This window comes from Chryseobacterium rhizosphaerae (assembly GCF_003385455.1).
GTDB lineage: Bacteria > Bacteroidota > Bacteroidia > Flavobacteriales > Weeksellaceae > Chryseobacterium > Chryseobacterium rhizosphaerae.
The window spans coordinates 66040-85891 of record NZ_QNUF01000024.1 but is presented as its reverse complement, the minus strand read 5'-3'; the positions used below and the strand labels follow the sequence as shown (position 1 = coordinate 85891).

The 19852-nt window shown below is 35.7% G+C and carries 23 protein-coding genes, 1 tRNA gene and 1 pseudogene; 13 read left to right on the top strand and 12 right to left on the bottom strand.

The genetic code is table 11. From position 1 onward, the window contains the following. Nucleotides 1-207 precede the first annotated feature (207 nt). The 3 genes from DRF57_RS24005 to DRF57_RS17945 form a co-directional block, all read right to left on the bottom strand. Nucleotides 208-1215: an ABC transporter ATP-binding protein gene (locus DRF57_RS24005; protein ID WP_206607202.1), complete on the bottom strand. Its 1008-nt coding sequence runs from the start codon at nucleotides 1213-1215 to the stop codon at nucleotides 208-210. Continuing rightward, the gene (locus tag DRF57_RS24000; protein WP_206607201.1) at nucleotides 1098-1997 is read right to left on the bottom strand and encodes an ABC transporter ATP-binding protein; all 900 of its coding nucleotides are present in this window, start codon (nucleotides 1995-1997) and stop codon (nucleotides 1098-1100) included. The genes DRF57_RS24005 and DRF57_RS24000 overlap by 118 nt, the downstream gene beginning before the upstream one ends. A gap of 567 nt (nucleotides 1998-2564) precedes the next feature. Then, nucleotides 2565-5003 carry a TonB-dependent receptor domain-containing protein gene (locus tag DRF57_RS17945; RefSeq protein WP_228450249.1) on the bottom strand — a complete coding sequence of 813 codons (2439 nt, stop codon included), beginning with the start codon at nucleotides 5001-5003 and terminating at the stop codon, nucleotides 2565-2567. Between the two features lie 207 nt (nucleotides 5004-5210). Between DRF57_RS17945 and DRF57_RS17940 the strand changes: the two genes are divergently transcribed. Continuing rightward, complete coding sequence (locus DRF57_RS17940) at nucleotides 5211-6242, top strand: sensor histidine kinase (protein ID WP_115919984.1); 1032 nt, start codon at nucleotides 5211-5213, stop codon at nucleotides 6240-6242. Beyond that, nucleotides 6239-6967 (top strand): LytR/AlgR family response regulator transcription factor, encoded by a 729-nt coding sequence (locus tag DRF57_RS17935; RefSeq protein WP_115919982.1) that lies wholly within the window; start codon nucleotides 6239-6241, stop codon nucleotides 6965-6967. The genes DRF57_RS17940 and DRF57_RS17935 overlap by 4 nt, the downstream gene beginning before the upstream one ends. Before the next feature lie 598 nt (nucleotides 6968-7565). Here DRF57_RS17935 and DRF57_RS17925 read toward each other — a convergent pair. Continuing rightward, the gene (locus DRF57_RS17925) at nucleotides 7566-8111 is read right to left on the bottom strand and encodes a hypothetical protein (RefSeq protein WP_146894348.1); all 546 of its coding nucleotides are present in this window, start codon (nucleotides 8109-8111) and stop codon (nucleotides 7566-7568) included. 103 nt (nucleotides 8112-8214) lie between these two features. Between DRF57_RS17925 and DRF57_RS17920 the strand changes: the two genes are divergently transcribed. From DRF57_RS17920 to DRF57_RS17910, 3 genes are all read left to right on the top strand, one after another. Then, nucleotides 8215-8979 carry a response regulator transcription factor gene (locus tag DRF57_RS17920; RefSeq protein ID WP_115919978.1) on the top strand — a complete coding sequence of 255 codons (765 nt, stop codon included), beginning with the start codon at nucleotides 8215-8217 and terminating at the stop codon, nucleotides 8977-8979. Nucleotides 8980-9114: 135 nt separating this feature from the next. Continuing rightward, nucleotides 9115-9936 (top strand): helix-turn-helix domain-containing protein, encoded by an 822-nt coding sequence (locus DRF57_RS17915; RefSeq protein ID WP_115919976.1) that lies wholly within the window; start codon nucleotides 9115-9117, stop codon nucleotides 9934-9936. A gap of 42 nt (nucleotides 9937-9978) precedes the next feature. Continuing rightward, nucleotides 9979-10701, top strand: coding sequence for an SDR family NAD(P)-dependent oxidoreductase (locus DRF57_RS17910; RefSeq protein WP_115919975.1), 723 nt, complete (start codon nucleotides 9979-9981; stop codon nucleotides 10699-10701). Nucleotides 10702-10861: 160 nt separating this feature from the next. On the opposite strand, the gene DRF57_RS23695 is transcribed toward DRF57_RS17910, so the two are convergent. Next, the gene (locus DRF57_RS23695; RefSeq protein WP_157969911.1) at nucleotides 10862-11026 is read right to left on the bottom strand and encodes a hypothetical protein; all 165 of its coding nucleotides are present in this window, start codon (nucleotides 11024-11026) and stop codon (nucleotides 10862-10864) included. Nucleotides 11027-11439: 413 nt separating this feature from the next. Here DRF57_RS23695 and DRF57_RS17905 point away from each other — a divergent pair, with 413 nt between their 5' ends. Together DRF57_RS17905 and DRF57_RS23995 are read left to right on the top strand one after the other, a co-directional pair. After that, on the top strand, nucleotides 11440-11709 hold the full coding sequence (locus tag DRF57_RS17905) for a helix-turn-helix domain-containing protein (RefSeq protein WP_115919973.1): 270 nt from the start codon (nucleotides 11440-11442) through the stop codon (nucleotides 11707-11709). Nucleotides 11710-11711: 2 nt separating this feature from the next. Beyond that, nucleotides 11712-11987: a hypothetical protein gene (locus DRF57_RS23995; RefSeq protein WP_115919971.1), complete on the top strand. Its 276-nt coding sequence runs from the start codon at nucleotides 11712-11714 to the stop codon at nucleotides 11985-11987. Nucleotides 11988-12027: 40 nt separating this feature from the next. Here DRF57_RS23995 and DRF57_RS24270 read toward each other — a convergent pair whose 3' ends face one another. From DRF57_RS24270 to DRF57_RS17880, 5 genes are all read right to left on the bottom strand, one after another. Beyond that, nucleotides 12028-12378, bottom strand: a complete 351-nt coding sequence (locus tag DRF57_RS24270; protein WP_455550096.1) for a tyrosine-type recombinase/integrase — start codon at nucleotides 12376-12378, stop codon at nucleotides 12028-12030. Then, the gene (locus tag DRF57_RS17895; protein ID WP_455550095.1) at nucleotides 12371-13030 is read right to left on the bottom strand and encodes a phage integrase SAM-like domain and Arm DNA-binding domain-containing protein; all 660 of its coding nucleotides are present in this window, start codon (nucleotides 13028-13030) and stop codon (nucleotides 12371-12373) included. Before DRF57_RS17895 ends, DRF57_RS24270 begins: the two co-directional genes overlap by 8 nt. A gap of 270 nt (nucleotides 13031-13300) precedes the next feature. Beyond that, a tRNA-Ser gene (locus DRF57_RS17890) sits at nucleotides 13301-13385 on the bottom strand. A gap of 428 nt (nucleotides 13386-13813) precedes the next feature. Further along, a complete protein-coding gene (locus DRF57_RS17885) occupies nucleotides 13814-14179 on the bottom strand; it encodes an antibiotic biosynthesis monooxygenase family protein (protein ID WP_047490795.1) in 366 nt (121 codons plus the stop codon). Next, complete coding sequence (locus tag DRF57_RS17880) at nucleotides 14163-15209, bottom strand: alpha/beta hydrolase (RefSeq protein ID WP_115919969.1); 1047 nt, start codon at nucleotides 15207-15209, stop codon at nucleotides 14163-14165. The genes DRF57_RS17885 and DRF57_RS17880 overlap by 17 nt, the downstream gene beginning before the upstream one ends. Before the next feature lie 83 nt (nucleotides 15210-15292). Here DRF57_RS17880 and DRF57_RS17875 point away from each other — a divergent pair, with 83 nt between their 5' ends. Next, complete coding sequence (locus DRF57_RS17875; RefSeq protein WP_115919967.1) at nucleotides 15293-15973, top strand: ArsR/SmtB family transcription factor; 681 nt, start codon at nucleotides 15293-15295, stop codon at nucleotides 15971-15973. Nucleotides 15974-16054: 81 nt separating this feature from the next. Here the strand turns inward: DRF57_RS17875 and DRF57_RS17870 are convergent. Beyond that, nucleotides 16055-16342, bottom strand: a pseudogene (locus DRF57_RS17870) (GNAT family N-acetyltransferase); the annotation flags it as partial. 358 nt (nucleotides 16343-16700) lie between these two features. Here DRF57_RS17870 and DRF57_RS23920 point away from each other — a divergent pair. Further along, on the top strand, nucleotides 16701-16871 hold the full coding sequence (locus tag DRF57_RS23920; RefSeq protein ID WP_167449383.1) for a hypothetical protein: 171 nt from the start codon (nucleotides 16701-16703) through the stop codon (nucleotides 16869-16871). A 91-nt stretch (nucleotides 16872-16962) separates the two neighbouring features. Next, nucleotides 16963-17304, top strand: coding sequence for a nuclear transport factor 2 family protein (locus DRF57_RS17860; protein WP_115919987.1), 342 nt, complete (start codon nucleotides 16963-16965; stop codon nucleotides 17302-17304). 156 nt (nucleotides 17305-17460) lie between these two features. Here DRF57_RS17860 and DRF57_RS17855 read toward each other — a convergent pair whose 3' ends face one another. Beyond that, on the bottom strand, nucleotides 17461-18057 hold the full coding sequence (locus tag DRF57_RS17855) for a Crp/Fnr family transcriptional regulator (protein ID WP_115919961.1): 597 nt from the start codon (nucleotides 18055-18057) through the stop codon (nucleotides 17461-17463). 286 nt (nucleotides 18058-18343) lie between these two features. On the opposite strand from DRF57_RS17855, the gene DRF57_RS17850 reads away from it, so the two are divergent. From DRF57_RS17850 to DRF57_RS17840, 3 genes are all read left to right on the top strand, one after another. Next, complete coding sequence (locus tag DRF57_RS17850; protein WP_084085913.1) at nucleotides 18344-18676, top strand: ArsR/SmtB family transcription factor; 333 nt, start codon at nucleotides 18344-18346, stop codon at nucleotides 18674-18676. A 66-nt stretch (nucleotides 18677-18742) separates the two neighbouring features. Next, the gene (locus DRF57_RS17845; protein WP_047490811.1) at nucleotides 18743-19216 is read left to right on the top strand and encodes a DUF6428 family protein; all 474 of its coding nucleotides are present in this window, start codon (nucleotides 18743-18745) and stop codon (nucleotides 19214-19216) included. Between the two features lie 18 nt (nucleotides 19217-19234). After that, complete coding sequence (locus DRF57_RS17840) at nucleotides 19235-19849, top strand: arsenate-mycothiol transferase ArsC (protein WP_115919959.1); 615 nt, start codon at nucleotides 19235-19237, stop codon at nucleotides 19847-19849. Nucleotides 19850-19852: the final 3 nt, after the last annotated feature.

The window sequence follows — 19852 nt, the reverse complement described above, 5'->3', positions numbered from 1 at the left end:
ATAATAAATTCTATGTAAATTTTTTATAAGAACAATCAGTCAGATTACATTATTTATTGACAGCATTGAATACTCCTCTAAATAATGAGCCCTGATATTTTTATTATCAGGGCACTAACCAACTAATCAACCAACCTATTTAAACATTTGTGCTATTCAGGCATCTTTAATAATATAATTTATACTTGCTTACATCACTTATTGTGGCTAACTTTTATCTGATTCTAAAAGCTTTGCATAATAGGCATTTTTTTCAAGTAGCTCCTCATGAGTACCTTTCTCCACAACCCGTCCCCGGTTCATTACCACAATTTGGTCTGCATGGCGGACAGTGGATAATCGATGGGCAATTGTTATGGTAGTAACATTATTTATGGATTCATTTAAGGCGATTGAAAGATTACGTTCAGTAATTGTATCTAATGCACTTGTAGCTTCGTCCATAATGATAATAGAAGGTTTTCTTAACAAAGTTCTTGTCAGAGAAAGTCTTTGCTTTTCACCTCCTGAAAAACGATATCCATGCTCACCAATTGGTGTATCATACTGCAGTGGAAGACTAACAATAAAGTCATGCAGCTTAGTAATTTTAGCAGTAGTAACCAACTCCTGGTCAGTAGCCTGGGGATTGGCAAAAAGCAAATTTTCCTTTATCGTTCCATTAAGCAGATAAGGATCTTGTGATACTACACCCAGAATATCAGTACGTGAATGAGAACTTAACTTCCTTATATCAACACTATCAACATAAATAGCTCCTTTATCTACTTCATAAAGTCCTGCAATAAGATATCCCACCGTCGTCTTCCCGGAACCTGTCGCCCCAACAATAGCAACATGGCTGCCACCTGGAATGTCAATTGTTATATCCGACAACAGCAGGGATCCTCCCTCGTATGAAAAACTAACATTTTCAAGTTTTACCTGCCCTCTTACAGTTTTTTTATTTAAAACAATGGCTCCTGAGATCTTCTTAATCTGAGAAGGCATATCCAGATACTCAAATATACGGGAAAACAATACACGCGTCTTACGCACTTCAATACTTGTACGAAGTAATTCCTGCAACGGAAAAGTCAATTGTTCCTGCAATGCAATTAAAGCCATAAGCGTACCAATTGAAACCTGATTTCCGCCTTGTGTTCTAAGCCCCCCAGCAGTAAAGTCAATGCGGGAAGAATGGTCAACAATAAATAAATGATTTGCCACTGCCATTCATTGGAAGTATGTGATCGGATCTCCAAATTTGCAACATCTTTCGATGTTTTTGAAAATTTATTAATCAGAAATCCTGACTTCCCCATTGTACGGGCAAGGATCATACCTGGCACAGATAGTGTTTCATTTATTTCCGATGATAAATCAGCCAACCTCTGCTGCTGTTTATCAGCAATTTTTTCCCGTAATGCTCCCACCCAATTACTCAATAATAAAGTCAGGGGAACAACTGTTAATGAAAATAATGAAAGTTTCCAATCCAAAAGAAACATTGCGATAACCGTCATGAGTACTACACTGATATTCTTAGATGCTTCATGTGCTGTATTGGAGACCAATTCCTGAAGTGAGCCGATATCCTGCGTAATTCGGGATTGTATTTCACCACCACGGGTATCAGTGAAAAATTTTAGCGACAGTGTATGTAAATGTGAATACAGTTTAACCCGGAGATCATGAAGTACAGATTGCCCGATTTTAGCTGAAAATATGGTCTGAATCATATTGATAACTGCAGAAACGATGGTCACTAAAATCATGATAACAACTAAAGTAACCAATAACTGCATGTTAGCATGTGGAAGCGCATCATCAATAATGTGACGTAATAAAAATGGCATCGCCATACCTGCTCCTGCTCCAATAAGGATAAGCGCTATCGATCCAAGTAACTGCCATCTGTAGGGTTTAATAAATCCATAAATACGATATAATGAAACATGTTTTTCCACGTTTTTAGTTGTATTTTTTGTGCGTTTTTGAGCAAATATTCCCATCATTTTTTTTTATTTCATACATGGAGTAATTTCTAATATCACACTATTTAAATTATAGTTCTCCACTTCAATTTGAGAACAAAATTGAGGAAAAGGTCATCTCTAGGAAAAAAAATATGTCGAATGTGCGATAATCCATGACAAAAGCCGTTGATCCTCTTTAGACACAAATAAATAATGGCCGCTTCATTAAAGAACTGAAACGGCCACCTGTAAAAAATAATTGATACAAAGAACCTTCGCTATTCCATACATATCAATTTCGATTCAAAAAAAGGTAAAAGAAGAATGCATAGAAAAATAATATGACAAAAGCTCGATAATCCATGATAAAAGACTTTCGTCATCATCTTTGTGCCAGCAAGCATAAAAATGGCCGATCATTATAATGAAGCGGCCATAAATACAAATTGAATTGATATGAAGAATCTTCGTATTCTATAATTATAGTAAATCCAACTACTTCCACCTCTATCAAAACTATTCTAAACACGAAGGCTGTTAATCCTTATTTTTGCCTCAATTATTTCATACTTGAATAGCTTTTATGATTTATCTGCATGGAAAATTTCACTTTCTTCTCTTTCTTGGGGATTTGTCATCCGACTGATCAGAAAAATGACTTTCTTTTTCTCTAGAAGCGCGTAATCCGCCAAACTGCCAGCTAAATGTTAACGTGGCCGCTCTGTTATAAAATCTGTTGATCTGGGTACTTTGGAACGTCGGAGCAAAAGCATAAACCGTTTCCTTAAAATTGTTCTGGAATGGATTGATGACCGCTAAAGTAAGACTTGCCTTATTATTCATAAAATCCTTCTTCACCGCAAAACGGTAAGAATAATTCGCTGAATTTTTACCCTGTAATGTGATAAAACCATTCCCATAATCTCCTGAAGCACTGAACTGCAGCCCCTTCATCAGATTAATGGTATTGCTGATGCTTGAATTAAAAAACGTTCCATCGTTTTTCAGTCCTAATGAATTACTACGGAATTTTAAATGGAAAACCTCAGCACCCGCGTTGACAGTCCATATTTTAAAAGGATTAAACACCGCATTGACGTTCACACCCATTCGCGTACTTTCACCGATATTATCCGGCATGGTATAGGAGATTCCTTTTTCATTCACCCTGGCAATCTGTTCCACCGCATTCTTGTTCGAACTATAATAAATGCTGCTCGTCAACAATGTATTTTTGCTTCCAGTATAGGTATGGGACAGTTCCAGTTTTCTGGTAAGCTCAGGATTCAGATACGGATTACCCTGCGTAATATTCATTGGATCTGCAGCATTGGCATAGGGATTCAGGTCCATTATCCAGGGGCGGCGGATTCTTTCGTTATAATCTAATTTCACTTCATGGCGCTCACCTAATTTCTTTACAACGAGCAAATTGGGTACCCAGTTAGAAAACTTTCGTGTGTAAGGGGCATTATTCTGAAATGTCGCATTGATGTCTGTATTTTCAAAGCGGATCCCGGGACGTAATGTCCAGTCGTTTCCAAGATCAAAATTTAAGGTTGCGTATGCAGAAAAAATCTGCTGTCTGTACTGCATACTTCCCGAACGGCTAGGATCTACCGGCAGTGAACTGTTAAGAACTTCATATACGCTTTTGGAATTATTTCCCAGATATTTCACCCCCGTTTCCAGTGAGGTCTTTCCCTCCTGTCCAAAAGGATGTGAATAATCAGCCTGAACGCTCCACTCCTTTTCCTTACTGTTATTGGGTCCCCGTTCTGTAAAAGCGAGCTGACCATCCGGTTTGTACTGCTCAGTCAAATAATTGGAAACATCTGATGCCGTGGAAGCCAGCCCTATGATCTGCAACTCCTGTCCTTCACGGTGAAATTTTTTCTGATAATTCAATACCCATTCAGAGAAATTGAATTTACCACTTTGCTCAGTTTTTTGTCTGTATTCCTGATACTGGTCAGCATTCTTATATCGGTTAAACAATCCTCCCTTTTGCGGCCATGAACCGTTCCAGTAAGAATAACTTGCTTCAAGGGTCTGTAGGGAATCTATTTTATATTGAGCAGAAAGGCTTGCAGAACCACCCTTTGTGGTTTGCAGCATATCAGATTCCTGAAATAGCGATCCGGTCTGTTTTCCGTTATTAAGGTTGGTTCTGTTAAGAGAAGATGTCGTTCTTTCACGTTCTTCACTGTAGTTACCCATAGCGGAAATATTGAACTTTCCCGAACTCATATTAAGAGATAGATTTCCTGTATGCTCCAGATTTCCGCCGGTCATATCCAGAGTTCCGCTGGTTCCTTTTAATTTCTTTTTTGTAATGATGTTCACTACTCCTGCAGCACCTTCCGCTTCATATTTGGAGGACGGATTGGTAATCACTTCCACGGAAACAATGGAACTTGCAGGAATCATCTTTAAGGCTTCCTTCAGGTTTTTTGCCATGATACGGGATGGTATGCCGTTGATAAGTACCTTTATATTGGAGTTACCCCGCAGCTTTAGATCACCGTTTGCTCCTACAGTCAGCATGGGAGCTTTACGTAGTACATCTGCGGCATTTCCTGATTTATTGCTGATATCCGATGCTGCATTATAGATGAGCTTGTCTTTGGTACTTTGGACTAAAGGTTTTTTACGGCTTGCTACGATAGTGACCCCTTCAAGCATAGTGCTTTTTGTATCAAGATATATTCTTCCAAGATCAAGGTCTTCCTGTTTCAGGGTTATAGTACCGGAATTATAGTCATTAAAACCGATATAATTTACAAGAACAGTGATGGCCGTCGAGGACTTCACTTTTAACCTAAATGTCCCATCTTTTTGCGTGTTCGTTGAACCTACTGTTCGACCTCCAGCATCTTTGACTACAACTGTGCTCCCGGCCAAAAGTGCACTTTGGGATGCACTCACAACAGTTCCCTTAACATCAACTTCATTTCCTGCTGTCTGGGCCATGACCAGTGTTGTGCTTAACAATACCGCCAACACCATCATCTGCCTCCATAAGTTTTTCAATAATTCTTTCATTTGCAAAAATTTAGTACTGCAAAACAAGATGATCTATTACGGCATTAAAAATAAAACGGACGAACAGACCATATTAAATGTCAAAAACCGTTGGTCATTTTAATTTTCCGAATTACCTTTATTTTCTGAATTTTGAAAGATAAAAGTGATACAGGATATCTTTGCAATCAGCAATAATGATCAGTGATCTGAAAATGGACTTACATTATGAATACGACGACAATCAGTAGACAAAAAAGGTGGAGGCAGGAGATTATCATCTTCTGTGCAATGTATGTTCTTACGATGCTCCATGAGTGGTTGTTTATCAATTCGCTGGAAAATTTCTTAAAAGGCCTTGTCTTTTTTGTCATCCTTTATATACAGGCTCAAATCCATCGTTTTTTTATCTTCAGGTTTTATCTGCTCAAGAAATATTTCAGCTATATTTTTTATTCCTTAGCTGTTATCCTGGCAGGGGCATCTGTTCTTTTTATTGCGAACATCTACTGGATACAGCCTGATTTTTTTGAACCCGATGAGCTGGCACTCAGTTTCCTATACCATTTTGTAATATGTATCATAAGCACAGCAACCATCATGGCTCTGTCGCTGATGCAGAGTTACGCTTTGGAAGTACAGCGCAGAAGTATGGACCAGATCCTGCTCAATGAAATGAATCTAAAATTTCTCCATGCGCAGCTCAACCCACACTTCTTCTTCAATATGCTCAATAATCTGTATGGGGTAAGCTTAACCGAACCGGACCGTACTCCCGGACTTATTGTCAAACTATCTGAGCTGATGCGCTATCAGATAGAAAATGGTAATGTGCCGAAAGTTTCCCTAGCAGACGAGATTAATTTTATAAGGAATTACGTTGACCTGGAAAGGGAAAGGATCGGTAAAAGATGTGACATAAAGTTTATATGCAATCACTCATTAGAGGAAATGAATGTTTGGCAGATATCACCCCTGCTTCTTATTATCCTGGTTGAAAACAGCTTTAAACACAGTCAGAATCTATCCGATTGGTTTGTTCATATTCACATTGAGCTAAAATCAGATGAGTTACTAATGACCATTGCGAATTCGCTTGCAGATGATAAACTTAAAAAACCTTCTACTCAAGTAGGGCTAAACAATCTTAAACAGCGATTATCTTTTATTTATAATGGGAAGTTCAGACTTGATGAAAAGCAGTCTGAAATCAGCTATGAGACAACACTTTTAATCCCACTTCAAAAACAGATTATATGAATCAATTAAATTGTATTATTATTGATGATGAAGAAGGTGCCCACCGCGTACTTGAGCATTTTATCAGCCAGCTAAAACAACTTCATCTCAACGGATCGTTCTACACCGCTGTAGAGGCGATGGAATATGTGTATAACAATCAGGTGGATATTATGTTCCTTGATATTAACATGCCGGGCTTAACAGGGATGGAAATGCTGGAAGCGATGTCTAATAAACCTTTTGTTATTCTTACCACGGCCTACAAGGAGTATGCGCTGGAATCCTACAAATATGATGTGGTGGATTACCTGGTCAAGCCATTTGATTTTAAGACATTTCTTTCGTCAATTGATAAAGTAATTAACCGATTGGGAAGCTCCAAAAGAAATCTAGAGCAGAATAATTCCGATGCCTACCAGCCTATAGCAAAAACGGACCATCTTGTCTTAAAAGTCGACAATGAAATCGTAAAACTGGATTTCAAAACTATATACTATACGCAGAGCTATGGCAATTATGTGAAATTTTTCACGGCCGAGAAAATGTATATGAGCCAGATCACAACACAGGAAGTTGAAAACAAACTGGATCCCGAACTTTTTGTCAGGATTCATAAATCTTATCTGGTTGCATCGAAGGAAATTTCCAAAATTGCAGGTGGTGAACTCTCTTTAAAAAACGGAACGGTTCTTCCGATAGGAAAGTTCTACAAAAAGAATGTAATTGAGCGAATGAAAACTTAGTCCCATTCTTTTTTTAATATTGCAAACTACAGGGTATTCTCATATCTTGGCGTTCCGTCATCATTTCCAGCAAAAGAAATATACTCAAGAACAATCCTTCCTGACGCATGCCAAGGCGTTTACACAATTGCTGTGAACGTGTGTTGTAATCATCTACATAGCAATATATTCTTCTTGCATTTTTGCGATGAATGATAATCAAATAAACCTTTTGTTGCCTCAGTTGCATAATGGTTATTACATGAGGTTTTATTTCTAAAAATTTCCGTATTTATAACTTCGAAAATCTTTGAGATCTCCTATTAGACAGTTTGGCTGATCATCTTTCGATAGTGAAAAACAATCGAAGTAAATTGAAGACTAGCAAGGTCTATTTTGCTTGTTTCAGATGCTTAAAATTATATTGCAAAAAGTTAGCTTGTAATAAAACTTAAAGACAAGATAAGCTTTGCAATTCTTGTTTAATTTTACTCAATCTAATTAAATCAGCGATAAAAGTGTTTAAATATACGCTCGTTAAGGGTCACCAACAGCCAAATGGCGCCAACTAAAGACAGTTGGTGCCATTTTTTATTTTTTTCTGATTACTTAAGCTAGATTATCTTTTTATTTTCTTGAGCAAGAAAATAATGACATTCAAGAATAGAGAAAAGATGGTAAAAGTAAGGAAGTACCCCTTTAGAGTTGTAATAGATGAAGAAAAATAAATATTTTTTGAACCGATAACAGGATAAGTTAGTAGCAGCTTTATAACCGAAACATCTTCCAGACAATCAAATATTCCCGCTAAAAGCGGCAAAAAAACAATTAAGAATAAAATCCGGGATTTAAAATTATTTTTTTCAAGCAGCCTTACAATTAAAATTGTAAATGTGATGGCATAAAGAATGATAAAAGGCAAATCTCCGAAAAGCTCAAGATAAAGATAAGTAGATCTTCCTGACTCACCCAGCTGTTCCATTAAACTATTAACATCATTTAAGTTGTAACCGTTGAATCTTGTATCCAACAGCTCTCCTCCGCCTATTTGTTGTTGCAGATTCGGGATAATAAAAAAAGTCATGATGCTGAAGATGGACAACAACGGAATTAAAAATATCCAGAAATTAGTGGTAAGACAAAAGTTCACCAATTTTTGTTTCATATTGTTCATTGCTAAAAATTATAAGGATAAATAATTAAATTACCACAGATTTAGTAATTTTGACAAAGGTAAACAGACCTTAAACTTAAAAAAATAGTGAAAAATGACCATTTTTTCAGTAATTGATAATCAGGCTCCACATACTCTTCTTGACCAGACGTTTAAAGGAGAACTTGATCCGAAAATGTCATTGGAAAAATACAGACATGTTGCCTTTATATTTTCAGTACTGCAAAACTCTTTGGCAGTTCTTACTGATTTAAAATCAAAAGAAAAATATGTTTATCACGGAGGGCTGTCTTTATATTTTGGTATTGCTGAAGAAAAATCCAGTTCCATCCAAAGTTCAGTTGGAGCCGACAGTATTCTATCGCTTATTCATCCTGATGATCTTAGGACAAGACATCTTTTGGAGCTTAAATTATTCCATTTTATAAAGGATAAAAATTCAAAAGACAGACTGGATTTCCATATCATTCTCGGTATAAGAGTGTTAAATAAAGACCAACAGTATATTCCGATTGAACTGAAAATATTCTTCGGATCCTCTACAGACAGCATCCAACTCATTTTATATCAGTACAGTTTTAGCAGCGGTATGAATCATACTTCTGTACCTGTAATCATCAATTCAAGTAATGGTCAAATTCTTTCTGATCATAATTTCAATACCAAAAAGATCCTTACCAAAAGAGAGGTAGAAATTTTAAAAGAAATATCAGTCGGCAGGGCCAGCAAAGAAATTTCTCAAAGACTTTTTATTAGCAAAAACACCGTTGATCGTCACAGGCAGAACATTATGGAGAAACTTCGAGTAAAAAGTGCGCTTGAAGCATGTCATATAGCAAATATAATGGGGATTATTTAGAATTTCGTCTTCACAAATTAAATTCATCCAGATAAATACATTTCACACATGAGCCAGATAGAAAAGTAATTTTGAGCCGAATAGAAAACCAACTATTTAAAAATCCGACTAATTTTGCTTTATAATTTCAAGGAAATGGCAACAACCGAACAGGCTCAGGTATTCTTTTACTGTACTGAACAAAATAATTCAGCGATCGAATCTTTTATGGTAGAACATAAGATATGGCATATCCAAAAAGGATATATATTATTTTATGAAGATGGTAAGACATACCGGGCAGATGCGGGCCAAACCATCCTACTCCGAAGAAACCAGCTGGTAAAAGCTTCATTGATGGACAGTGAAAATGGGGAAAAGTTTGAGATGGTCAAAATTTTGCTTACACGCGATTTTTTAAATAGTCTTATACTGGAAGATCCACATGCAGCAAATACAGATTCAGACTCTTCCAAAGAATATATGGAAAGATTTCTTATAGCTAAAAATGATCTTATGTCAGGTTTTTTTGAGTCGCTAAAGCCTTATATCAATTCAGGGCAGAATATTCCAGGACAACTAAGTACTAACAAGACAAAAGAGATTTTTTTGTTGCTGGAAATACTTTGGCCCGGTATCAAAAAAAGTCTTTTTGATTTTACTGAACCGATAAAACTTGAATTGGGTGAGTTTATGAGCAAGAACTATATTTACAATATTACCTTAGAACGATTTGCTTACCTTTCTGGTCGGAGTTTAGCCACATTTAAAAGAGACTTTAAGAAAATCTATAATCTGCCTCCGCATAAATGGCTAATGAAAATGCGCCTTGAAGAAGCCAAAAGGCTTATTTTTGAAGAAAAGAAAGCCCCCTCTTCCATATACCTGCAGGTTGGCTTTGAAAATCTTTCACATTTTTCCACCGCATTTAAAAAATACTATGGCTTCAATGCCTCCTCTGAAAAGATTTCCACGTGAATTCAATTATCATTTACTTTATAAACAACCAAACAGATTACAATGAGAAAAGTACTTATTACAGGTGCCAATAAAGGCCTTGGCTTTGAGCTTGCCAAATATCTTCTTCAGAAAGGATATTTTGTTTACCTCGGATGCCGAAATATTGAAATAGGCCAGGAAGCAATTAATGATTTAAAAAGTTCAGGTTTAGAAAATTGCATGCTATTAGAAATCAACATATCAGATGAAGAATCTGTAAAGAAAGCTGCAAAGGAATTCGGAAAGGATAGCGATGTTCTTGATATCTTGATCAACAATGCCGGCATTCTAGGTAGAAGACAAAGTAAGGACAACCCTTTAAATCTTTCTGATGTGCGGGAAGTTTTTGAAACAAACTTTTTCGGGACCATTGCCGTAACAGAAGCATTCCTGCCATATTTAAAAAAATCACCTCTGCCTGTGATTGAAAATATTACAAGCGATCTATCGTCATTAACAAAGCACCAGGACCCGCAATGGCTTCTATATAATGCTAAATCTATCAGTTATGGTCCTTCTAAAACAGCTTTAAACGCTTATACGGTTGCCTTAGCATATGAATATAAAGATCTTGGTTTTAAAATAAATTGTGTTACTCCGGGATGGACTTCCACAGACTTTAATGGTAACAGTGGTGGAAAATCTGCAGCAGAAAACTGTATAAACCTTGCTAAATATGCAATGCTTGACAAGAATGGGCCTACTGGAAAGTTTTTTGGAGAAGAGGGTGAGTTACCGTGGTAATCGGAACAATGCAGACCGTTAAATGTTCTACACTATATCTTAGAATTTTAAGTGATTTTATTTTAAGCTTCTAACCTTGTGGAAAGTAAGGAATTTGTTAATGTCAATTTCAACTATGTATGCTTTCATAGAAACTGAATTTGCGCAAACATATTCTTCATCAAAAAGTAGGTATTCCATCTGCATTAGTAGTAAGAAGGCATACTTCATAGTAGTTGCTTTGTGTAATTTCTCTAAGTTTTACTATCATTTTGAGATTATTTAATAAATCATTCAAGCCATTGTTGATTTTTCTGGCAGCTATACTCCATAATATTTGCGACATATCTAAATAATTCTAGCTGGAGCCGTATAGTTGAAAAGAAATTTGTATTTCATTTTTCTGAAAAACATAATTAGTCATCGTATGTTCAAAAATTATAAATTAAAGTAATTTAACGCGCAATTTACAATGTAATGTTGTTATTACTCTAAAAATTTAATAAATAACATCCAGACATTAGTATTAGTTTTTAGTCACCAACGGCCATCAATCCTTGAGCAGACAGAATTTTAGACGCTTTAGAAATCATTAACACAAAATAAATTATGTTACTAGAGCCCAACGTCAGTTACTATAAAAAACACTTAAATAGTTCCAAAAAACAATGACAAATAACGCCAAAACAAGCTGATAAATCCAGTAAACAAAATATATTGAATAATCTGTACTAATTTGACATAATAAAATTGAATTCTATGGAAAATATAACAAAACAGGACTTAAACGATTTAAAGAATCAAATTATTTCGGAAATAAAATTTCTTATAACAAACAGTTCTATTCAAAATGAAAAAAAGAATATGAATGGGGAATGGTTACGAAGTAAAGCAGTTAGAAAAATTTTAGAAATCTCTCCTGCTACTTTGCAGAATTTACGAATAAGCAGTAAAATAAGATCAAAGAAAATAATGGGATCTTATTATTACAACAGTTCAGATCTAAAACACCTATTTGAAAACGATTGATTATGAATGAACACTGGATAAATTTAATTGAAAAAATTTCATCAGACGAGAGGTTGACTACTATTCACACAGCTCTACTGACAGCAATAATGTATCTCGGACTAGCACAAAGAAAGAAGAAAAAAATATTGGTTAGCAGAAGCAGACTAATGAGGTATTCCCATGTCAAAACTATTCCTACCTACCATAAGTATTTTAAAGAACTACAAGAATTTGGTTATTTCAAATATACTCCATCCTATCATCCTGGCGTTAAAAGTTATGTAATAATAAAGTGAAAGGAAATTATATATAATTTCCTTTCACTTTATTATTGTACTAGCTCATTACTCCCAAAATCTTATTTTTTAATTTTTCATAATCTTTCAATAATTGCATTTCACGGTCGTCAAGAATAGTTTTTAGATCAATATTGGGTAAACTATCTTCAGTATTATTCTGCAACTTAGCCTTAAGATTATTCATTTCACTATTAATTAACGCCTGAGTTGTTAAGGCATATTCTTCAGTTTGGGTTACCGAATGATGTCCCATTAATTCTTTAACCACGTTTATAGGAACACCATTCTTAAGGGTAACAGTACTCGCAAAAGTTCTTCTCGCCTTATGAGTATTAAGTTCAGAATTAATTCCACACAAGATAGCAATCTCTTTTAGATACTCATTCATTTTTTGATTTGAAAAGTATAAATGGATCTTTTGGAATAATATCTTTTGCAATAGCTCTAAGTACAATTTTCTTAAAATTGGCAATATATTTAAGTGTTGTATTATTTGAACATCTACGAATAGTCTTTAAATAAAATTCATAATCTGTTACAAAACTATAATTAAGTTCCCGAAACTCATAGTCATCACGATTATATTGAAATTGTATAAATTCTTCTACATGTGATCTTGCAGTCACATACCTCTCGTGAGTTCCTTTAGCAAAATCTCCTGTTGTGACCAAAGCAAGCATTTCGTCATTATGCTTTTGAAATTCTTCCAAAACTTTAGCTTTCTGAAAAGATTTACCTTGGATATATTCGATAAGTTTAAGAGCTGTTATAGACTCATAATTGTTACTTAATTTATTTTTAAAGTTATTCAATCCTACAATTAGAGAATCTAAAAAATGATTTAAGGACTTAGCATCTTCTTTTGTTCCTACAGCCCTTTCTATTTTCTGATTCCAACGTTCATCACTCCATTTTCTCTTGGTTGAAGTTTCCCTCGAAATACCATCTACAGTAATTCGCAAATAAACAAATCTAAGATGATCACCCTTCTTCCACGGCGTTTTTAAGAAAAAATTCACGCCAAAACTACTTTCTAACATAATTCGATTTTTAAGGTTAATAAATTTCGAATTAAATCACTCAAAAATCAAGATATAAACTCATTTTACATGTTAATAATCAAACCGTTAATCTTTTTTCATGGCAGTTATTTTTTTTAAAATAAAACTGCCACAATTCTGCCACAAAAATTATGAGCATTTTTGAAAATTTCACCACACGATAAAATGCAAAAAGAGCTGTAATTAATTAAATTACAGCTCTTTTAATAGATTTTAAGTGTTTTTGAAAACTTTACTTTTCATACTCTGCGGAGAGTGAGGGATTCGAACCCCCGGACCTGTTACAGTCAACAGTTTTCAAGACTGCCGCAATCGACCACTCTGCCAACTCTCCTTAAACTCCGGCTATGCCGTTGTTTTCAGTGGTGCAAATATAGAAAAATTTATATTAATTCACCAAATAAAAAATAGCCCATTGCCTATATAAAGGGCTATCAGTAGTTTTTTCCATCTTTAATGAATTGAATTTCAGTTTTCAGAGAATCTAACAAAATCTGCTTCCACAAACAATTTTAGCTTTATTAAAGTCATAGCAGGAAAAATTACCGGAATTCTCATTTAGTTTCTTAGTATGGAAATTTTCACAAAGCTGTCATTATGCCATTTCACTTTTAAGGGTTCCTTTGCATCTTGTATAGTTTCTTCAGAGACTGTTTTTCCTGTTCCATAATTTAATTCGGAAAATGGATTTTTATTAAATAGTGGATTGAAGTATGACCGGCTTAGGGGTTTCATCAAATGTCATTGGCTTCAGTTATTCTTTTACTTATGATGTAACTTGCTATCTATAGGTGCTTCCTCTCTATCAATCATTCCATAATCTCTGACAACTTGTGCTATTCGTAAATGATAATCTTTAAAAATATATGCTCTTCCCTTTGATTGGGCGACCCGATGAACTTCTAAAGCCCGCCACTCCAGTATCGCTTCTTCATTTTCCCAAAAGGATAATGATAATATTTTCTCCGGATCATAAATACTCTGAAACCGCTCTATCGAGATAAACCCCTTAATTTTATCCAGTTCTGATCTTAAACTTGAAGCAATGCTCAAATATTCATCTTTAAATCCTTTAGTGGGAATTACCTCAAATAGTACCGCAATAGCATGTTTATTTATTTCTTTCATATTTTATCTTAGATTTTAAAAAGTGTAGTGTTTCCTCATATAATTGGTAACGACTTTTTTCAAGGTGCATGACATGTGTAGCCTTTTCAATAACAACATATTTTTTGTATGGTGTGTTTTCCAATGATCTAAAGAGTTTTTCACTGTCAGTGTTATTTGGATAACCATCCCACTCACCTCTTATTATTAAAACAGGTACTTTTATAGCAGCAGGATTATAGTATGGCTTATTATGCAGCAGGTCTTCCATATCTGCGGCATAACCTTTGGGAAAGCGCACACTTTCTACTTTAAATTTTGCAGCCAGTGGATCCGATTGCAACCAAACACGCCCCCACGTTTTAAAGATCTCAGGGGCTAACTGGCAATCTTTACCTTCTGGAGTCAAGTTTTTCATTGAGGTAATTCTCTGCTCTGGTGTCATCTCCTCATATGAGCCTTCAATTTTTTCAATATCCGATGGATCCTGTCTCTGGGTAATTGTAGAAAATAAAATTAGTTTTTCAACCTTGTCGGAAAACTCAGATGCGTACAGAGCTGCAACTGTACCACCCCAGGAGTGCCCAACTAAATAAACCTTTGCTTTTCCCGTGGCTCGCATAATGAACTCAACAGCTTTATCCACATCTTTATAAACATCCAAAGCCCTCCCAATAGGCGCCCCTCCCTTTATAGCTGTTTCCATCTCAGGATAGCGGTCTGCATTTCCATAACCTAAAAAATCAAGTGCATATACATCGTATCCGTTTTCGGCAAGGTTATCCATCCACGAATAATTATTCATCTTGAAGCCAAAAGCTAATGCAGACGGAAATGAAGAACCATGCAGAAATAATATAGCATAATCTTCTGTGGTAATGATCGGCTTTTTATGTGTCAGTGCGATGCGTAGGCCAGAAATATGGCTCTCGGTTTTTATTATTTCGTAGTTATCCATCATGGTAAATTTTAAAGTATTATTGGCTGTTTGGCCATAGGCTGCTGTCACAAACAACAGGAAGAAAAAGAAATTTGGTACATGGTATTTCATTTGTAATGATTTTTTAGAAATACAAAGTTGGGGAATGATTATCTTTAACACTTCATTTTATACTTAACTATAAATGTCATCAAATGGAAAAAGAAATTGGATATATAACCTCACTCATTGGCGATCCTATCCGGACAACTATTTTGTGGTCGCTTCTTGACAACAAAGCCTATACCGCTACCGAATTGGCAATACACGCAGATACATCGCCTCAGAACATAAGTATGCATCTTAATAAATTGGTACAAGCAGATTTGCTGACCGTTGAACGACAGGGAAGGCATAAATATTATAGATTTTCAAAGCCCGAAGTTCCTTACGCTATAGAAGCCATAGGTAATCTTATTCCTAACGACAGACATAAAAAAATTGTCAGCAATACTGACAATTCTTCAATTAAATATTGCAGAACTTGCTACGACCATCTAGCTGGCAAGGTGGGTGTACTACTTACAGAGGCATTATTAACACACAAAATAATTGACTTCGATGTAAATACTTATATCGTGACCAAATCAGGAACAAGATTTTTTGCAGAACTTGAAGTAAATATTGAGGATCTTAAAAAGCAGCGCAGAGCCTTTGCCAGACCTTGCCTGGACTGGAGCGAAAGAAAGCATCACCTTGCAGGTTCCCTTGGCGCCGCCTTGCTTGACAAAATGTTATCCCTTGACTATGTCAGGAGGACAAAAAATTCAAGAGCAATACTCCTTACGTCAAAAGGAAAACAGTATCTGTATGAAAGGTTTAAAATTTCTGTTTGACTGTCGTATACTTTAAAATGAAGTACCCTATTTTATCACGCATGAAAATGAAGCCAAACTAACATAAAAACACCTTCTCTATCAATTGCTGAGTTCGCTTTTGAACTCTATTTTCATAGTATATTTATCGATTCCCTCAGCAAAGCCATCCGGTACAATATCCATTATGGTAAAACCATTCTTTTTATAAAATTCTGCCGTATGCTGTGAGGTTTCAATTTTTAAGTTTTTATCAGGGTACATTTTTTTCAATAGACCTAACCTAAACTGAGTTAATAACTTACCCATCCCCTGCCCATGGTATCCGGCATGTATCATACCCCAGGATAGCCCTGTCTCATTCTTCTTTTCATCTAAAAAAATCCCGCCACAGCCTACTAGTCTTAATTATATAGTAATTTTCTTCAGTCTCATGATCCAAAAAATGTTCAAAGAGCTGCAGTTCCTCAGCAGCAAAAAACTTAGGGAGATTACTTTTAAAGATTTCGATACAATTCTCTCTGAAAGAGGCTGTGTATTTGATGATTTGCATACCTGTTTCGTAATTGTCCCTAAGTTACAACAAAAATAACCTCCATAAAAAAGTACGAACCAGTTAAATATCGAATCTATTCCGATGGTTATTCAATAAGGGTTATCAGCCATACAGCAGCATTCATAGTCCTAGAAGAATATCTATTATTTACAACTTGGCACAATATTCTAATCAATTAAGAAAAAAAACATTATGAAAGCAATTAAAAAAATAGGACTTGCAATTCTTCTCGGATCGTTTGTTTTTTCATGCGCACCCAGACTGAAGCCCAATGGAAATCATGGACTTCCTCCTGGACAGGTAAAAAAGGTGACTGGTGCTAAATCAGCAAAACAATACGCTCCCGGACAATATAAAAAGTAATTTGATACATTTCAGCTTGCCCTAAAGTTTAATATATGGCCAGCTAAAAATTCAATCGGAGTTGATACGGAAAGTAAACAACATGATTACCATGACCAATAAAGAAATTTTAGAAAAAGCAAATTCTGCTATTGCTAAAGGAGATTATGAAGGTTTTTTGACTTTTTGTGCTGATGACGTGATATGGATTTTTGTCGGAGATCAGACTTTACATGGAAAAGAAGAAGTCCGGCAGTATATGGCAAAAGTCTATCTTGAACCCCCTAATTTCAGAGTGGAAACGATAGTGGCTGAAGGAGAATTTGTAACAGCGGTTGGGAAAATACAGATAAAAGATGAAGACGGTCAATCTTCAGATGGCTCTTATTGTGATGTCTGGAGATTTCAAAATCAAAAAATGGTGGAGCTCAAGGCCTTTGTCATCCCTGACTAATTGAATAGTTTAGCTTTCTTGAACGTGCTCTGACTCTTACTTCGGAAAACCAGTACACATTAGCAAAAGTTAATGCCGAATGGTGTAATACAATCCAGAATAAAGAAAGTTGGAGCTGATTTAATGCGGTTTAAAATAGGGTACATGACCGTTGTTTTAATAATAGATCTGCCGGTCTTTAATATCAACCAACTTATCTTTCTCCATTTTTTTCACTGCACGGATTACTGTTTCCACCCTCAATCCTGTCAGGTTTGCAATCTGCTGTCTGGTTAATGGGATTCTGTACCTGTCTTTATCTTTTCTGCAATGATATTCTTTATAATAATCCATCAAAGCTTTGATCTTGGCTTGTGGATCTATGGCTGAATTATTAAACAGCATGATATATTTATAGAAAAGCCTATCCGAAAGATGCTCAAATAGTTTAAACATCACTTCCTGGTTTTTAGACAGCAGCTGAAGGAAGCTGGATTTTTCCAACTTAAGCACCCTGGTATCAGTCTTTGCCACCGCATTCATCGGATACTTCTTATTACCAAAAAGTAAGGACTCCCCTATACTCTGCCCTTCGGAAAGAATGTTTAAGGTAAACTCTTTACCATCTTCGTGATAGTTATTCAATTCTACTGTCCCGTTTATGATCTGGAAATAATAATGCGGTGTACCTCCATTTTCGTAAATAGTTTCCCTTGCGGAATACTCCTCATATACTGCTCCATTGTCGAGCAAAAGATTTTCATCGATTATCATATCTTCAATTATATTTTGTTATGGTTACAATGTAGATCTTAGTAAAAATTGGAATGAAACCGAATGCAAAATTCAGACCACAGCTACTTAGCCGCTTGCTCTATAAAAAGAATAAGAACCAATATCTTTCAATGATTTATCCTAATCTTATAAGGAAATGCTTTTTTAAACATCCATAAAATAAAAGGTCTTACCTCTAAAATAAGGGACCTCAACAAAATTTTTGCATTGATATTTGGATATATAAAACATACATCGTAATATTGCAATATTAAAATACAACAGTATGGGACTTACCAAGACAGAAATTTTTGCAGATAAGCACAATAAGCTTGCTACGGCATTTAAAGTGTTGGGGCATCCTGCACGCGTCGCTATACTTCAATATATCATTGACAAAAAAGCCTGTATCTGTAATGATCTGGTTGATGAATTAGGCCTGGCACAGGCTACCATTTCACAACATCTTAAGGAGCTGAAAAATACCGGCATTATCCAGGGAACTATCGAAGGCAAATCAGTATGCTACTGTATTAATGAGGAAATCTGGAAACAGTTTCAAAGTGAATTCAATAGCTTTTTTAACCAGGATGTTAAAGTATCAAGTTGCTGTTCGTAACTCTTTTTTCGTCTTTTATAATCGTCATATTGCAATATATAATTATAACATTTAAAATTAAAAAATATGAAACTATCAGAAATCAAGGAAATTTTATCCACATTAGAAAATGTTGAATTTCAATTGGAAAACGGGACATTTGTTCCGGAACACTTCCATGTAACGGAAGTAGGACAGATCACGAAAAGCTTTATTGATTGTGGTGGTGTCATCCGTCATGAGAAAACAGTCAACTTTCAGCTGTGGAATGCAGATGATTATGAGCACCGCCTAAAACCCGGAAAACTGCTACATATTATCAGACTTTCCGAAGAAAAACTGGCAATTGAAGATGCTGAGATCGAAGTGGAGTATCAGAGCGATACAATCGGCAAATATGATCTGGCGTTCAATGGAAAGAATTTTATACTAAAAAACAAAACAACAGCTTGCCTTGCTCAGGACGCTTGTGGTATTCCATCTGAAAAACAAAAGAAAAATCTGTCCGAATTGGCAGCAAGCCAGACTTCTTGCTGTGCTCCAGATTCCGGATGCTGTTAACTATTTATCAGCTCAGTTATGTATAAGAAAATCAAAGAAACGGTCAGCACTCTCATTGATGTGCAGAATCTCACGGAGGAACGTAGAGCGGCATTAATTCCATTGATCCAATTTATTCAGGATAAAGTAAATAAGGGGCTGGATATTAATTTAAACTTCATCTGTACACACAATTCACGGAGAAGCCATCTTTCACAGATTTGGGCACAGACAGCTGCATCCTACTACAATATCACTCGTGTATACTGTTATTCGGGAGGTACAGAAGAAACAGCATTATTTCCCAAAGTGGCTGAAACACTGATTCATCAGGGATTTGAAGTTTTTAAGATTGCTGACACTGACAATCCGGTCTATGTGATAAAATATGACGACAATGCCTTACCTGTTATAGGCTTTTCAAAGAAATATGACAGTGCGTTCAACCCTGTTTCGGAATTTGCAGCGATCATGACCTGTTCGCAAGCAGATGAGGGATGCCCTTTTATTCCCGGTGCTGAAAAAAGGATACCGATCACATTTGAAGACCCTAAGGTTTCAGATGGTACACCGGAACAGACCTCTGTATATGCTGCAAGGAGTTTAGAGATAGCGGCTGCCCTATTTTATGTTTTTTCAACTATTAAAAAATAACCC

Excerpts from the sequence above, each read along its gene's own strand:
- DRF57_RS17885 (WP_047490795.1), bottom strand. The coding sequence starts at position 14,179 with ATGAAAGAAATAAATAAACATGCTATTGCGGTACTATTTGAGGTAATT.
- DRF57_RS17925 (WP_146894348.1), bottom strand. The coding sequence starts at position 8,111 with ATGAAACAAAAATTGGTGAACTTTTGTCTTACCACTAATTTCTGGATA.
- DRF57_RS17860 (WP_115919987.1), top strand. The coding sequence starts at position 16,963 with ATGACCAATAAAGAAATTTTAGAAAAAGCAAATTCTGCTATTGCTAAA.
- DRF57_RS24000 (WP_206607201.1), bottom strand. The coding sequence starts at position 1,997 with ATGATGGGAATATTTGCTCAAAAACGCACAAAAAATACAACTAAAAAC.
- DRF57_RS23920 (WP_167449383.1), top strand. The coding sequence starts at position 16,701 with ATGAAAGCAATTAAAAAAATAGGACTTGCAATTCTTCTCGGATCGTTT.
- DRF57_RS17945 (WP_228450249.1), bottom strand. The coding sequence starts at position 5,003 with ATGAAAGAATTATTGAAAAACTTATGGAGGCAGATGATGGTGTTGGCG.
- DRF57_RS17845 (WP_047490811.1), top strand. The coding sequence starts at position 18,743 with ATGAAACTATCAGAAATCAAGGAAATTTTATCCACATTAGAAAATGTT.
- DRF57_RS17935 (WP_115919982.1), top strand. The coding sequence starts at position 6,239 with ATGAATCAATTAAATTGTATTATTATTGATGATGAAGAAGGTGCCCAC.
- DRF57_RS17880 (WP_115919969.1), bottom strand. The coding sequence starts at position 15,209 with ATGAAATACCATGTACCAAATTTCTTTTTCTTCCTGTTGTTTGTGACA.
- DRF57_RS23695 (WP_157969911.1), bottom strand. The coding sequence starts at position 11,026 with ATGTCGCAAATATTATGGAGTATAGCTGCCAGAAAAATCAACAATGGC.
- DRF57_RS24270 (WP_455550096.1), bottom strand. The coding sequence starts at position 12,378 with ATGAATGAGTATCTAAAAGAGATTGCTATCTTGTGTGGAATTAATTCT.
- DRF57_RS24005 (WP_206607202.1), bottom strand. The coding sequence starts at position 1,215 with ATGGCAGTGGCAAATCATTTATTTATTGTTGACCATTCTTCCCGCATT.
- DRF57_RS17895 (WP_455550095.1), bottom strand. The coding sequence starts at position 13,030 with ATGTTAGAAAGTAGTTTTGGCGTGAATTTTTTCTTAAAAACGCCGTGG.
- DRF57_RS17855 (WP_115919961.1), bottom strand. The coding sequence starts at position 18,057 with ATGATAATCGATGAAAATCTTTTGCTCGACAATGGAGCAGTATATGAG.
- DRF57_RS17905 (WP_115919973.1), top strand. The coding sequence starts at position 11,440 with ATGGAAAATATAACAAAACAGGACTTAAACGATTTAAAGAATCAAATT.
- DRF57_RS17910 (WP_115919975.1), top strand. The coding sequence starts at position 9,979 with ATGAGAAAAGTACTTATTACAGGTGCCAATAAAGGCCTTGGCTTTGAG.
- DRF57_RS17920 (WP_115919978.1), top strand. The coding sequence starts at position 8,215 with ATGACCATTTTTTCAGTAATTGATAATCAGGCTCCACATACTCTTCTT.
- DRF57_RS17915 (WP_115919976.1), top strand. The coding sequence starts at position 9,115 with ATGGCAACAACCGAACAGGCTCAGGTATTCTTTTACTGTACTGAACAA.
- DRF57_RS17940 (WP_115919984.1), top strand. The coding sequence starts at position 5,211 with ATGAATACGACGACAATCAGTAGACAAAAAAGGTGGAGGCAGGAGATT.
- DRF57_RS17840 (WP_115919959.1), top strand. The coding sequence starts at position 19,235 with ATGTATAAGAAAATCAAAGAAACGGTCAGCACTCTCATTGATGTGCAG.
- DRF57_RS17875 (WP_115919967.1), top strand. The coding sequence starts at position 15,293 with ATGGAAAAAGAAATTGGATATATAACCTCACTCATTGGCGATCCTATC.
- DRF57_RS17850 (WP_084085913.1), top strand. The coding sequence starts at position 18,344 with ATGGGACTTACCAAGACAGAAATTTTTGCAGATAAGCACAATAAGCTT.
- DRF57_RS23995 (WP_115919971.1), top strand. The coding sequence starts at position 11,712 with ATGAATGAACACTGGATAAATTTAATTGAAAAAATTTCATCAGACGAG.